Origin of the sequence: uncultured Veillonella sp. (assembly GCF_934230905.1) — a bacterium.
GTDB lineage: Bacteria > Bacillota > Negativicutes > Veillonellales > Veillonellaceae > Veillonella.
This window is the reverse complement of the sequence record NZ_CAKQFJ010000038.1, coordinates 1-15,934: the sequence shown is the minus strand read 5'-3', so window position 1 is coordinate 15,934 and position 15,934 is coordinate 1. Positions and strand designations below refer to the sequence as shown.

9 protein-coding genes are annotated in these 15,934 nt (G+C 37.9%); 8 read left to right on the top strand and 1 reads right to left on the bottom strand.

Annotated features, from left to right (window positions below; genetic code table 11):
* Nucleotides 1–669 precede the first annotated feature (669 nt).
* Nucleotides 670–1,032 (top strand): hypothetical protein, encoded by a 363-nt coding sequence (locus Q0E20_RS08720; RefSeq protein ID WP_295999081.1) that lies wholly within the window; start codon nt 670–672, stop codon nt 1,030–1,032.
* Between the two features lie 216 nt (nt 1,033–1,248).
* Here Q0E20_RS08720 and bioB read toward each other — a convergent pair whose 3' ends face one another.
* Nucleotides 1,249–2,274 (bottom strand): biotin synthase BioB, encoded by a 1,026-nt coding sequence (gene bioB / locus Q0E20_RS08715; RefSeq protein WP_295999078.1) that lies wholly within the window; start codon nt 2,272–2,274, stop codon nt 1,249–1,251.
* Nucleotides 2,275–2,460: 186 nt separating this feature from the next.
* On the opposite strand from bioB, the gene Q0E20_RS08710 reads away from it, so the two are divergent.
* From Q0E20_RS08710 to gltB, 7 genes are all read left to right on the top strand, one after another.
* On the top strand, nt 2,461–3,726 hold the full coding sequence (locus tag Q0E20_RS08710) for an exonuclease SbcCD subunit D (protein WP_295999075.1): 1,266 nt from the start codon (nt 2,461–2,463) through the stop codon (nt 3,724–3,726).
* Nucleotides 3,716–6,574, top strand: coding sequence for an AAA family ATPase (locus Q0E20_RS08705; RefSeq protein ID WP_366509637.1), 2,859 nt, complete (start codon nt 3,716–3,718; stop codon nt 6,572–6,574). Before Q0E20_RS08710 ends, Q0E20_RS08705 begins: the two co-directional genes overlap by 11 nt.
* Nucleotides 6,575–6,718: 144 nt before the next feature.
* On the top strand, nt 6,719–7,765 hold the full coding sequence (gene hemE / locus Q0E20_RS08700) for a uroporphyrinogen decarboxylase (RefSeq protein ID WP_295999069.1): 1,047 nt from the start codon (nt 6,719–6,721) through the stop codon (nt 7,763–7,765).
* Nucleotides 7,752–8,648 carry a ferrochelatase gene (hemH, locus tag Q0E20_RS08695; RefSeq protein WP_295999066.1) on the top strand — a complete coding sequence of 299 codons (897 nt, stop codon included), beginning with the start codon at nt 7,752–7,754 and terminating at the stop codon, nt 8,646–8,648. The genes hemE and hemH overlap by 14 nt, the downstream gene beginning before the upstream one ends.
* Nucleotides 8,645–10,159, top strand: coding sequence for a protoporphyrinogen oxidase (hemG, locus tag Q0E20_RS08690; protein WP_295999064.1), 1,515 nt, complete (start codon nt 8,645–8,647; stop codon nt 10,157–10,159). The genes hemH and hemG overlap by 4 nt, the downstream gene beginning before the upstream one ends.
* 190 nt (nt 10,160–10,349) lie before the next feature.
* On the top strand, nt 10,350–11,081 hold the full coding sequence (gene hemQ / locus Q0E20_RS08685) for a hydrogen peroxide-dependent heme synthase (protein ID WP_295999059.1): 732 nt from the start codon (nt 10,350–10,352) through the stop codon (nt 11,079–11,081).
* Nucleotides 11,082–11,432: 351 nt separating this feature from the next.
* A partial coding sequence (gene gltB / locus Q0E20_RS08680) for a glutamate synthase large subunit (RefSeq protein WP_295999056.1) occupies nt 11,433–15,934 on the top strand: 4,502 nt, incomplete at its 3' end.

Below are 15,934 nucleotides of genomic sequence, written 5' to 3'. Positions count from 1 at the left end.
TTAGAAAGATAAAACCTTATTTGAGTCAGTAAAATCAAGGGGTTTCAGACTTTTTAGCAACACTTTTTGTCCTATATGTAAAAGTCACTCAAAAAGATAAAATGCCGATAAAGCTAGTATTTAACTAGTTCCATCGGCATTAACAGCAACACTTTTTGTCCTATAACCCTAAAATACAGGGAAGCATCCATGTGTTTAGGCTAGTAAATAATATGTGTCCAGGAAAATGGGTACATATCATTAAAGCAGCTTTTTATTTTATATGTAATTTTATAACGAAAAAAGGACTCCGTATGGAGTCCTTTTTCATGTAAGGGGAGTGTTAGTATTAACATCAAATGACCTATGTATTTAAACAAGTAGTAGGTTTGGGGTTAGTATTACTTGTCGGGAGATAAATACATTAAGTAATCAGGGAATATTTACTTATAATTATCATTTGATATGGTAATTATAAGTAAATAATATGAAGGTAAGATGAAAATATAAAAAATATTTTATGAAATTTAGGTGAAATGTAAAATTCGTTTATTAAATATTGATAAATGACCTAGTTCTTGATATGATATTAGAGGAGAATAGTATCTTCTCTTTATTTTTTTTATAAAATATTTAAAAAAATCGTTGTAGTTATAGAACTTTAGTATTGGGTTGAGAAAGGGGGCCACTATGAAGTTACTTATAGCTTTAATGGCCTTTTTTTGCCTCATAACTTATTCTAATACATCACAAGCGACTGATTGGTATTATGTAAGCCCTGACGATAAAGGCAATCAATTGTTTATAGATAATGACAGTGTTCAAAAAAGTGATTATGATGCCGTTCTTTGGCTAAAAGTTAATGAACTAGGTGGCGATGAACTACGGTATAAGGTGTATATTAGTCGTTATAATAGAACGATGGAAATCTTAGAAGTAGATGCTTATATGCCAAATGGTACTCAATATGATAATGTTGATTATGATAAAGATCCTGAGCCTATTGAAGGAAATACAAATGGTCAAGCCATCTATAGATTACTATGGCATTAGGTAGAATTATAAAAATAATACTGGATATGATGTTTTGAGGGGTATAGGTTAAAATGACTATATTTTGGCCTATACCCTTTTTTCAACTTTTAACCATAAAAAAACTAGCTAGACAGCAACTAGCTAGTTTTTTCTATTATGTGTAAATGATTGTGAACACACGGAGGTGTTACAGTTTTGTAAGCCATCCATTAGTGAATGGAAACAACCGTTAGTTTATAATTGAGCGGCTGTAAGATTTAATTCCAAATCATTAATCATTTGTAAATCGTCTTGAGGAGATCTACCACCAGTTGTTAGATAACCGCCTACCATTAGACCGTTAAGGCCACCTGTTAGTGCGTAAGCTTGTAAATCGCGGAGGTTTACTTCTCGACCACCAGCAGTACGAATTAACGCGCTTGGTAAAACAAAGCGGAACATAGCAAAGGTACGTAAAATTTCCATTGGTTTTAACGCTTGGTTATGTTCAAATGGAGTACCCTTAATTGGATTTAATATGTTTAATGGGATGGAATCAATATTAAGGCGTTTTAATTCAAAGGCCATTTCTACACGTTGTTCAAGTGTTTCGTTAAGACCTAAAATACCGCCGGAGCAAACACGAATACCCGCTTTTTTAGCATTCTCTATGGTAGACATTTTATCTGTATAAGAATGAGTAGAGCAGATATCAGGGAAATGACTTGGTGCTGTTTCAATATTAGAATGATATCGTGTGACACCGATTTCTTTTAATTGAAGAGCTTGTTCATAGGTTAATAAGCCAAGAGAACAACAGATTTCTAAACCAACTTCTTCGCGTATTTTTTTTAATATATGCAAGATTTGTTTAAATTCGTCAGGGTTAGAGGTATTACGACCGCTTGTTACAATAGAAAAGCGAATTGCTCCAGCTTCTTTAGCTTTTTTAGCAGCTTCCAAAATTGATGCATCATCCATAAATGGATATTCTTCAACACCTGTATTGTGATGTGCAGATTGTGCACAGAATTTACAGTTTTCAGGACATTTGCCAGAACGAGCATTTACAATAGCACATAAATCAACTGAATTATCATTGAAATGTTGTCTAATTTTATCTGCCATAGCCAATAAAATCATGGTGTCCTCATCGGATGTGTGAATCAATTCAATTGCTTCTTCTTTGGTAATTTCGCCACCATGTAAAATGCGATTTGCAATAGTTAATATTTTTTCATAAGAACCCACTTGGGTTTCTTGTTCTACTGGAAGTGCCATTATAGCCTCCTTATTATTGTAAACTTAAAACACAAGAAAATATTTACAATGTAATTGTAGTATTCTTAAGTATAGATTGTCAACTGTGTAAATAAATTAGTTTACAATGAGGATATCTTACAATTTATATAGAAATATATAGTATAATTAGATGTTAGTAAATTATCAGTTGGGAAAGGAGACAATATGCAGCCCTTTCGTTTTATACATTGTGGAGATCTCCATTTAGGAGCTCCTTTTCAATATGCTATGGGAATCAGTCGACATGTAGATCGTGCTGTAGCGGAAGCAACATATGAAGCGTTCAACAATATTATCGAAATCGCCGTACGAGAACATGTGAATGCAGTAATCATAAGTGGTGATGTTTATAATAGTGAAGATCATAATTTAGAGGCTCAAGTTCGGTTTGTGCGTGCTATGTACCGCTTGTGGGAGGCTCATATTCCTGTATATATGGTGCAAGGTAATCATGACCCTGCTGAAAGTTGGCGTGCTGGTTTATCTATGCCAGATAATGTTCATATATTTTCAGATACACAAGTACAACGATTTCCGTTGATGGTTAACAACATTGAAATTGGTGGGGTGTATGGTATTAGTTGTGGTCATGGTAATACACAATCTAATTTTGCGGCTCAATATAAAGCTTTTGAACGGGATGAGTTTTCTCTTGCTGTTATGCATGGTACCGTTGGAGCTAGTGTAGGCAGTGAGTATCATGATGTAACAGGACCTTGTAATTTATCAGATATCATGCAAGGTGCTATGGATTATTGGGCTTTAGGGCATATTCACAAAGCACAAGTGCTTTCAGAAGAACCTATGGTAGTTTACGCCGGAAATCCTCAAGGCCTACACCGTAAAGAGTCTGGACCAAAGGGTTGTTATATGGTTCATGTATCACATAATGGACATTGTGAATTAGAATTTATTGAGACAAATACCATTTGTTTTGAAGATATAAAGATTGATATTACAGGTATACAAACTGAACGTGAGTTGTTAGAGTTATTAAGTCATAAAAAACAGTCTTTGCGTAAACGCTATAACAAAAATACGTTGGTATCGGTGTATTTGACGGGATCCGGACCGATAAATCGATTATGTGTAGACGAAGCCGTTCGTAAATTGTGGTTGCGTGAAACGCAAGCTGAGGAAAAAAGTAAAAACACTTTTGTTATGCCATATTGCATGATAAATAGGACACGAGCTGTGGTTAATTTAGCAGAACGACGTTTGCTGTCTGATATGGTCGGTGATTATTTGCGTGCTTATGATGAAACTGTTCGTGATGTTGCGGCAGTACGTCAAATTTTGGTCAATCGACCTGAGTCTAAGCGTCTTGGTAGTTATTTAGATTTATTATCTGATGATGTATTACAACGTGTTATGGAACGTAGTGAAATGGAAGGGGTTACGGTGTTAATGGGGGCTAATGATGAACATTAAACAGATTCGACTTGACTCATTTGGACCGTATGAAAATTGGATGTTTAAGTCTGGTTCTAGTGGTGTACAGCTTATATATGGGGCTAATGAAAGTGGAAAAACATCTTTGTTAGAAGGTATGCGATCTCTTTTATTTGGTGGCAAACATAAAAAGTATGGCTATGTAAGTGGCTCTCTTGAAATTGATAAAGAAGGAAGAACCTATCATTTAGGTCGGCAAAATAAAAAGCTTGATTTTTATTCTCTAGGTGAACCTAGTTTTAAAGAAGAGCCTAATCAATTATGGTGGCACGGTCTTGATAAAAAAACGTATAATCGTATATTTGGACTTACCTTAGAAGATCTTCAAGGTGTGGATATACTTAATGAAGTTGATGTGCGTGCTAGATTTTTTGGGGCTGAAGGGGGCGAGCAACTTGGTGATTTGGTCAAAAGCATTGAGATGAATGCTAATGATTTACTTGTAGCCTCTACATCTGGTAAACGCCGTATTAATGTGTTAATTGACCAATTACAGGAAAATAAAGCCCGTTTATCTGCACTTAGTGAACATGAGACTCAGTATGTTGAGCTTCAACAGACATTACATGCTTCTGAAGATACGGAGGCAGAAATTAAGAACCAAATTAAAGAATGGCAAGAGTATCGTGAAGGTGTTGAAATGGTGCTTCGCGCATGGGATACGTATCGCCGTAGTGAAGAAGCTCGTCACCATATGCAACAGTTTATAGCACCTGATACATTGGATCGTAATACCTTTCTTAGTATAGATGAAGGGCTTCGTGAGGCTCGTCAGAACATGCAATTGTGGCTTGATAAAGAGGAAGCGTTAAAGCCGGAAAATTTTGATCCTAATAGCCCATTTACTACGCATGGTCAAGATATAGAAGACTTAATTCAACAAGGGGCTAAGTGGGAACAATTACGCCGTGAATGTGAAGAGGGCGAGGCTTATATTGCTAAGGTTAAGGAACAACTTGAATTTTCAAAAGGGTTACAATCATCTTGGCGTAAGGATGAGTCGGTTCCATCTGATGTAAATTGGTTTGAAGGAGAGCGTTTATCTAAAAGGTTACGCACTGCTAAAGATCAATTATTATATTGGCAAAGCCAAGCCCCATCTTTGCAAAAAGAATCTAAAATTAGTGAAAGTCGTACAACCGTTTCTTCGAGTGAGGGTGCTTCTGTAAATGAGTGGGCCCATCAAGAGTTGCAAACAGTTATATCTGATATTGTAGACTTAGAGTCCCGTATTGGAGAAAATGGGGATACACGTATGGCCTCTATGCCTGTTTGGTTACAACGTATAGGGGGAATTGGAGCTGTTATCGGTGTACTGATGTCTTTAGCAGGACTTATTGCATTAGAATCTGTATTATATAGTATTGGTGGTATCATTCTATTAATACTTGGTCTTGGTTTATTTTGGTATGGATGGAGACTTCGCCATGTAGATGATTCTGATATAGCTCGATGGATGCGAGAGTTAGATCGTTTACAACAGCGTAAAGCATATTTGGAAACGCAATTAAACACACCTTTATCGGTGATGTCATCAGATGTGCCAAACTTAGAGACAGCAGCTATTGAGCAACGCTATAAAGAGGAAGGTCAACAGCTGCAGGCTAATTATGAAAAGGCTTTAGCTGAGTGGCAAGCATGGATTCCTGATGGGGCTGCAAAGAGCCTTGATGAAGAAGATTTCTTTAGTATGAAGCATGAGTATGATCAATATTATGAACAGCTACGGACTATTGAAGGCTATGAAAAGCGTTTGGAAGAACATAAGGAATCTTTGAGAGTTATTGAAGATCAAGCTGTTACCTTGTGGTATAACCTTGGTATTGAAGCACCTGTATCTCCAACTGAGTTAAAACGCGTTTACAATCAATATAAAAACTTTCAACAACAAATGATTCGTTGGGAGCAAAAAGAATCACAGCGTAAAAGTTATCGTATGGAGTATGATAATTGGCATCGGAAAGAAAAAGAGCTTTTACTAGAACAAAAAGCATTGCTTGAAAAAAGTGGATTATCTGGAGCTAATGAATATCGGCAAAAACTCATTGATGAAGATCAATTTAAACAATGGGAAACGATTTATAAACAAAGCCAAGTACAATTGGACTTGTTAACTCCAAATGGGGAAAATAAAGATTTATTTTATCGCCGTTTACGTGAGGGGAATAAGGAAAATTGGACAGATGAGTTGGCACATGCGGATCAAGAGTTAGGGGCTCGTAAAGATGCAATGGCTAATCTTTATGAGAAACGTGGACAAATTGTTGAGGCGATGCGTGCGTTGGGAACAGACCAAGAGCAACGTGAAGTTATTCAACAACGGCAACAGCTAGAATCTGAATTGGAGTCTGCATTAGAAGACTGGGCTACACAAGTTGTTATTTCACATTGTATGGAACGGGCACAGGAATCATATGAAGAAGAGTCACAACCTAAAATGTTAGAATTAGCATCTCAGTATATTAAACAACTAACGAATGGTATATATACCTTTGATATGTGGGGATTACAAGATGGTTTAGCGCTCTTAAATGAACGTGGAGATCGATTGTCAATGAGTCATTGGTCCAGTGGTCTAGCTGATCAAGTATACCTAGCATTACGCTTAGCTTTAGCAAAAGTGTTTTCGTTCCAAGTCGATGCATTGCCGATTATTTTAGATGATATTCTCGTTCGCTTTGATGAAGACCGTCAAAAGAGTGCGCTTGAGTTATTGGCGGAACTTGGTAAACATCAACAAATTTGGTTGTTTACCTGTCAACAGCAAGTGTATTATATGGGGCAAGCTATTTCAGGTATAGATACGCATATACTGCAACGAGCATAAGTTTCTATTTATAAAAATATAGATAATAAGTGGCTTTGCATATTCATCACTTTTGGAGTACACTTTTATTATGAGAATGATTTTTTAATTTAAATGTATTGTATATAAATATATGGGTGTGTTTTATAAAAATGGGGTGAAAGTTTGAATACTACTTATTTAGATATGATTCAGGGAAGGAATCCAGGTGTAACACCAGTGTGGTATATGCGCCAAGCTGGTCGTAGTCAAGCTGCCTATAGAAAAATAAAAGAAAAGTATACATTGTTTGAAATTACTAAGCAACCAGAGCTATGTGCACAAGTGACAGAATTGCCGGTTAAAGAATATGGTGTTGATGCGGCTATTCTATATAAGGATATTATGAGTCCTATGGTGGCTATTGGTATAAATGTGGATATTAAACCCGGTGTAGGTCCTGTATTTGAGACTCCCATTCGTAGTATAGAAGATATTGAACGATTACATGTTTTTGATCCTACAAAGGTAGAGTATATTGCTAAAACAATTGAGTTATTAACTACAGAGGTTCTTGATGTGCCTCTTATCGGCTTCTGTGGAGCTCCATTTACAATTGCTTCCTACCTTATTGAAGGGGGACCTACAAAAAGTTATAACAAAACTCGAGGGTTGTTAATCAGCGAACCTGATATTTGGCATGGTTTGATGGAAAAATTAGCAGATATGTCTATCGAATATCTTTCTATGCAAGCTTGCGCTGGTGCTAATGCTCTACAAATTTTTGATTCCTGGGTGGGGGCAGTTAATAGCACAGAATATGAACAAGCTATTTTTCCTCATATGAAACGCATTATTTCCACAGTAAAATCTAGATTCCCTAACTTGCCGCTCGCTATGAATGGTGTCGGTACCGATCACCTCATTTCTACGTGGGCAAAATTGCCTCTTGATGTTATTGCTTTAGATTGGCGTAGTTCGTTGGCAGAGGCTACAGATCGAGGCATTACACAAACTGTGCAGGGAAATCTTGATCCTGCTTATTTGTATGCAGATACAAAAACAATAGCTAAGGTGGTAGATGAAATTTTAATGGATGGCATTCGTCATGGTAAACATGTATTTAACTTGGGTCATGGTGTATTTCCTGAAGCGGATCCGGCAAAATTACATTGGTTGACAGACTATGTTCATGAAAAGAGCCGTATATTATGGGCTCGTGAAAGTCGGTAATATGAAGCAAGCGATATTGGTATTGTCTTTTGGTACACCTCGACAGCCATCTGATTTACTACCATACCTGACTAGTATTAGACGTGGAAAGGTCCCGACAGAACGAGAACTAGTGGCATTAACTTTGCGTTATGATGCTATTGGTCAATGGGATAATGTGACCTTGCAAACGATGGGAGAACAACAGAAACAGATTCTTGAAAATTTATTGGGGATAGACTCTATATATTTGGCATATCTTCATATGCCTAATAGTATGGAACACACTGTAGCAGATATAGTTGCTGCAGGGTATACATCTATTTTAACTATTGTTACGTCCCCTTTTTATTCTCAAGTTGGTACGGGCTCTTATGAACGAAAATTACAATCTATATTACAAGCATATCCCAATATATCTTATGAAAGCATTCAATCTTGGTGGGATACACCGCAATTTTTCGCCTATTGGTGCTCTCAATTGAAGGCTGCTCACCCACTAGAATCTGATACGGTTTGTATTTTCTCGGCCCATAGTGTGCCTACTTCGACGGTTGGAAACTATGAAGATGAAGTTATATTAGCATTACACAAAATTGTAAAAACACTAGGTCTTAATCACTGGTATATGGCATGGCAAAGTGCGCCCTCCTATGGTGAATGGTTAGGCCCTACCATTGAAAGTGTAATTGAAAAGGCTCTTTCAGAGGGAGCTAAACGAATTATATGTATCCCCTTTGGATTTGTTAGCGATCATGTTGAAATTTTATATGACAATGATATTGTTTGTCGTAACATCGTTGAGAATGCTGGGGCTACATATGAACGTTTGCCTATGCCAAATAGCAATCTTCTATTTATGGAGGGAATGGCACAGGCTATACAAGAAAGGATTAATAAGTGAAGGTAACAATTGTTGGCGGTGGCCTTACGGGGCTTGCTGTAGCCTATTATTTAGGTCAGGCTAAACCAGATTGGCAGATACAATTATATGAACAGGCTCCTCGATTTGGTGGTAAAATTCAAACACAGCAAGTAGATAATTTTGTTGTTGAACTTGGTCCTGATTCGTATTTAGGCAGAAAAACTGAAATGACTGATCTTATCACTGACCTTGGGTTAGTGGATACTCTTGTTTCAAATGAAACAGGGCAAGCTTATGTGTATGACCGTGGTACAATTCATCCGATTCCAGGTGGCTCTATTATGGGCGTTCCTACAGAAATGATGCCTTTTGTGAAAGCTACTTTAATTTCCTGGATGGGAAAATTGCGAGCGGGTCTTGATTATTTTAAAAAACCGTATCCTTTGGATGTACATGGGGATGTATCAATTGGCCATTTTTTTCGCTATCATTTAGGCCAAGAAATGATGGATAAACTTATAGAACCATTGTTGGCAGGAATTTATGGCGGTGATATTTATAAAATTAGTTTGCTGTCTACATTTCCTCATTTCATTCAAGTAGAACAAAAATATGGCAATATGGTTAAAGGGATGATTGCAGCTAAAATGAGTCATCAAAAGGCTGGAGTTTCTAAAGGTGCCAGAGGTGCCGTCAATGAAGGCGATGTGCCTCGTGCAGGAAAAGAGGCAATGACTGATGCTCAGTTTGATAAAAAACAATCTGGTGTAAAATCAAACAGTGGAAATCTTAAAGCAGCAAAAGGAACTGCAGCACAATCGGGAATGTTTCGCCAATTAACAGGTGGTCTTGAAAGTGTAGTCAACGCTATTGTAGAGCAAATGCCATCTAATGTTACATTAATAACTAGTGCTCTTGTACAGAATATATCTCGTGTAGATGCAGGGTATCAATATGATGTAAATGGAGAGCAAAATACATCAGATATGTTAATTATTTCTACGCCACCAGCCACATATAAAGATTGGTTTATCGGCGATGATGGGTTTGATGGCGTACGTAATATGGAGCAATCTAGCTGCGCTATTGCGATCATGGCTTTTGACAAAGCAACATTTGATGGTCAACTTACAGGTTCTGGTTTGTTGATTACTCGTAAAACAGATACACCATTAACTGCTTGTACTATTTTGAATCAAAAATGGCCGCAAACAACACCTGATGATAAAATTATTCTTCGTGTTTTTATCGGTAAACCTGGTAATGATGTAGTAGAACGGTATAGTGATGAAGAGCTTTCAGGCTTAGCGCTTAAAGAGATTCAACGGATTATGGGCTTCAAAGCTAGTCCAGAATGGATTAAGATTAATCGTTTAATCCATTGTATGCCTCAGTACAATGTTGGGCATCGTGCTGCTATTACTGCTGTTCGGGAGCATGTAAAAAAACAGTACCCTAATTTGTATTTGATAGGGACACCTTTTGATGGAATTGGAATTCCAGATGGGGTAAAACAGGCTAAGGAACTTGTGCAGCGGTTGTCTAGATAATCTTACGTGGCCGGTTCTGGATGGGTTTCAGTAGGCTGTTGGCATGAGTACTACGTTGCCGGTGATGGATAATCCTCCTTCAGCTCCAGCTAGCTTAACGGTCTTCGGTCTAGGGCCTCGACTTATGTAATTGATTTTTGTAATTGTGAATCGTGTTTTTTATATATTTTATGTGAAAAGGAGTGATCTTATGGGTAAGGCAATTCCTACAGTAGAGGGTTGGCATAGTCAACATATGGTATTTTCCATGGATTTTAGTGCGTGGAATTGTTTTGAGGAGGCTGAAAAAGAGGAGGCTCGTGCAGAGTTAAAAGGTTTTTTAGCTGAGTTGGAGTCCATGCATCAAGCCCAAGAGGGAAGTTATGCGTTTTATGATGTGAATGGTTATAAGGGTGATCTTTTATTGTGGATTTTGGCGCCCTCTCTTGAGGATTTGGCGAAATGGGAACGCAAATTCCGTCGTTTAACGATTGCGTCTGTGCTTGTTCAAACCTATTCGTATACGTCTGTAACAGAGGTTAGTGCATATGTGAAAGCTAAGCTTGATACGCCTGAAGTGGATGCGAAATTGTATCCAACTGTACCAAAGGATAAATATATTTGTTTTTATAATATGACGAAGAAACGTGAAGGCAATGATAATTGGTATATGTTGCCTCCAGAAGAACGCGGTCGTATGATGCGTGAGCATGGCATCACAGGTAGACCTTATTTAGAGGTATTGTCTGAATACACCACAGGTGGTGTGGGCCTTGACGATTGGGAATGGGGCGTTACTATTTTTAGTGATGACGATATCCAATTTAAGAAAATTGTTTACGATATGCGATTTGAAGAAGCTAGCGCAAGATATGGAATCTTTAGCGATTTCTATGTAGGAACGTTAATTGATGAAGATCGTTTAGCAGATATTTTTGCTTAATTTGAATAGCAGACTGTTTATTACGTAAAAATAATGGGTGTTAAAATTTTTGATGTTACGTATTCCTAAAGGGAACTTGAAGTGACTAGCTCCAAATTTTTAACACCCATTTTTAGTATAGTGAATCATGTATACAAAATACGCATATGGTTATGATTTTACCGCAACTTAGGTTGCGGTATTTATATTATCAAATTACAGTGGACTTTGGTATACTGTGTATAGACATCAAATTCTATAGAATTTAAATTTTATATGAATATTGAAATGGTAGTAACTTTCACAAAGCCTATATTATGATGTATAGACTTTTATGAAACATCAAGTGATATGAGAAGGAGTACAAAAGCTATGGAGATGAATGGTAGCGTTATTAAACAACAACGTTTAGATCAGGCTAGACTCGAAGCAAATGGCATGTATAGTAGCCAATTTGAAAAAGATGCCTGTGGTATGGGTTTTGTCGTAAATATTAAAGGCAAAAAATCCCATGATATCATCGATGATGGCTTGCGTATTTTAGAGCGTCTTGAACATCGTGGTGGTGCTGGTGCAGATAAGGATACCGGTGATGGCGCAGGTATTTTAGTTCAAATTCCACATGAATTTTTTAAACGTGAATGCGAAGTGTTAGGCATTAATTTGCCGGCAGCAGGCGAATACGGTGTGGGTATGGTTTTTGCACACAAATATGAAAGTCTTCGTAATGAGCAAAAACGTATTTTTGAGGAAGTTGTACGAGAAGAAGGCCAAATTGTTCTTGGTTGGCGTGAAGTACCGGTAGATGGCACTAAAGTTGGTAAAGAAGCAGCTGCCATTCGCCCTTGGATGATTCAGATTCTAATCGGAAAAGGTCCTGATGTAACAAATAGCGAAGAGTTTGAACGTAAATTATATATTATTCGTAAATTGGCAGAAAAACGCATTATACCTTTGAGTAAAGAGTTATCTAGCGATTTCTATATTGCATCTTTGTCCTCTAAAACAATTGTTTATAAAGGCATGTTAACTCCTGGTCAATTACGTGATTTTTATCTAGACTTGAGCGATCTTGATTTTACATCTGCTCTTGCCATGGTACATTCTCGTTTTAGTACGAATACATTCCCAAGCTGGGCTCGGGCACATCCTAACCGTTTCCTAGTTCATAATGGTGAAATTAACACAATTCGTGGTAACGTAAACTGGATCAATGCTCGTGAAGGTAAAGCGGAATCTCCGTTTTTCCCAGATATTAAAAAGGTATTCCCTGTAGTAGACGATAGTGGTTCTGATTCTGCTATGTTCGATAATACATTGGAATTCTTGCATATGACAGGTCGTTCTTTGCCTCATGCTATTATGATGATGATTCCTGAACCTTGGGAACGTAATAATCTTATGAGCCAAGAAAAACATGATTTCTATGAGTTCAATAGCTTTATGATGGAACCATGGGATGGACCTGCTGCGATGGGCTTTACTGATGGTACAGTTATTGGTGGTGTTCTTGACCGTAATGGTTTACGTCCTGCTCGTTACTATGTCACAACTGATGACCGTGTTATCATGGCATCTGAAGTTGGTGTTGTAAATGAAGATGCAGAAAATATTCGTGCTAAAGGTCGTTTGGAACCGGGGAAAATGCTCCTCATTGATACAGCAGAACAACGTATTATTTCCGATGATGAAATTAAGCAACGAATTGCTACGGAATTGCCTTATCATGAATGGGTGAAAGAACACGTTATTCACTTGTCTGAAATTACACAAGCTGATGAAAGCGATATCCCATCTGTAGATGATTTATTTAAGCAACAACAAGCATTTGGCTATACCCAAGAAGATATGGTTCGTATGATTGTGCCTATGGCAAAGGATGGTAAAGATCCTGTAGGCGCAATGGGGGCTGATGCACCGTTAGCAATTCTCTCTGAAAAGCCACAACTGTTATATAACTACTTTAAGCAAATGTTTGCACAAGTAACCAATCCTCCTATCGATTCCATTCGTGAAGAAATGGTTACATCTACACGTGTAATGCTTGGTAATTCTGGTAACTTAACAGATCCTAATAAGACAGGTACTTATGCATTGTCTATGCGTACGCCTATCATTACAAATAAAGACTTGGCATCCATCAAAGCATTGTCTTGTCGTCGTATGAAATCCGTCACATTGCCAATTCTCTTTGATCCATCCAAGGGTGTGGAAGGCATGCGTGAAGCACTTAAGGAATTGTGTGAAAAAGCGGAAGAAGCAGCACGTACAGAGCAAAATGTATTGATTTTATCCGACCGTGGTGTTGATGAACATCATGCACCAATCCCTGCATTATTAGCAGTTGCAGCGGTTCATAATCATTTGATTCGCAAAGTATTGCGTACAGAAATTGGTTTGATTCTTGAATCTGGTGAGCCTCGTGAGGTACATCATTTCTGTACATTGATTGGTTATGGTGTCACTGCTATTAATCCTTATTTAGCCTTTGAAACAGTAAAAGATTTACACGCACGAAAACGTCTTGGTGATATTACATTAGAAAAAGCTGAACAAAACTACATAAAAGCTGCTGTTGGTGGCATCATGAAGGTTATGTCCAAAATGGGTATCTCCACTGTTCGCTCCTATCATGGTGCTCAAATCTTTGAAGCATTAGGTCTTAACTCTGATTTTATTAATAAATATTTCGTAAATACTCCAACACGCATTGGTGGTATTGGTTTGTATGGTGTTACTACAGAAGCATTGGCTCGTTTTGATCGAGCTTTCAAACAAAATGAATCTGTTCTTGAACCAGGCGGTTGGTATGGTCCTGTAAAAGATGGGGAAGAACATTTATACAATCCTAAGACTATTGAGCTATTACAAGAATCTCTAATCAATGGAGATTATGCGAAATATAAGGAATATTCTAAAGCGATTCGCAATGATTACCACGTTACATTGCGTTCTTTAATGGAATTGAACTATCCTGTTGGCGGCGGCATTCCTATTGAAGAGGTGGAATCTGAAAAATCTATTGTAAAACGTTTCAAGGCAGGCGCTATGAGTTATGGCGCTATCAGTAAAGAAGCACATGAAACTATTGCAATCGCTATGAATCGTTTAGGTTCTACATCTAACTCTGGTGAAGGTGGCGAAGATTCTGCACGTTTCAAACCATTACCTAACGGAGATAGCATGAATTCCGAGGTAAAACAAATTGCATCCGGTCGTTTCGGTGTAACTGCTAACTACTTGCTTCATGCAAAAGAATTGCAAATCAAGTGTGCACAAGGTGCTAAACCAGGTGAAGGTGGTCAATTACCAGGTAAAAAGGTATATCCTGAAATTGGTAAGGCTCGTCACTCTACACCAGGCGTAGAACTTGTATCTCCTCCACCACATCATGATATTTATTCTATCGAAGACTTGGCGGAATTGATTTATGATTTGAAATGCGTTAATAAAGATGCTCGTATTTCCGTTAAATTGACATCCGAAGCTGGCGTTGGTACTATCGCGGCTGGTGTTGCGAAAGCGAAAGCGGATAATATCTTGATTTCTGGTTATGATGGTGGTACAGGTGCGGCTGGCCGTACATCTGTAAAACACGCTGGTGTGCCTTGGGAACTTGGCTTGTCTGAAACTCATCAAACATTGATGCTCAACCGTTTGCGTGATCGTGTTCAATTAGAAGTAGACTCTAAATTGATGACTGGTTTTGATGTAGCTGTTGCAGCCATGCTCGGTGCTGAGTTGTTCGGTTTCGGTACATTACCACTTGTAGCAGTAGGCTGTAAAATGGCTCGTGTATGTAACCTCAACACATGTCCTTATGGCGTAGCTACACAAGATGAAAAATTGCGTGCTCGTTTCAATGGTAAACCTGAATATGTAGAAAATCTTATGATTTTCATTGCTCGTGAATTGCGTGAAATCATGGCTCGCTTAGGTATTCGTTCTGTAGCTGAACTCGTTGGTCGTATTGATCTTGTCCGTCAAAAATCTCAAGATGATAACTTCAAGTTGTCCCGTGTTGATTTAAAACGCATTTTGTTCCATCCATATATCGATGCATCTGTTGGTCATATGCATACGACTGATCAAGATCATGAATTGGAACGCACATTGGATATGTCTAAACTCTTGCGTATGTGCCGTCCTGCTATAGAAGATCAAAAACCTATTCGCGCTAAATTGGCTATTAACAATATTAACCGTGTAGTAGGTACATTGGTTGGGTCTGAGGTAACACGTCGTTATGGTGAAAGCGGACTTCCAGATAACACAATTAAGTTGAACTTTGAAGGTTCTGCAGGTCAATCCTTTGGTGCTTTCATTCCAAAAGGTATGACATTAGAACTCGAAGGGGATGCGAATGACTACCTCGGTAAAGGTTTATCTGGCGGTACCATCGTTGTTTATCCTCCTAAGAAATCTATCTTTGAAGCTGATGAAAATATCCTTATCGGTAACGTTGCATTCTATGGTGCTACATCTGGTAAATCCTATATTAATGGTGTAGCTGGTGAACGGTTTGCCGTTCGTAATAGTGGTATTACTGCTGTTGTAGAAGGAGTAGGCGATCATGGCTGTGAATACATGACTGGTGGCGAGGTTCTCGTACTTGGCAAAATTGGTCGTAACTTTGCAGCAGGTATGTCCGGTGGCTATGCATATATTCTCGACTGTGATGAACGTTATGTAAACAAAGGTCTAGTTGAATTACGACCTGTCAATAATGATGATCTTAAACGCATTAAAGAATTAGTAGAGCAACACGTATTGCATACTAACTCTGCTAAAGGTCGTCATATTCTAGAAAATTGGAATAATTTTGTAAATAGATTTACAAAAGTTGTTCCAGTAGCATATGAAGAAATGCATGC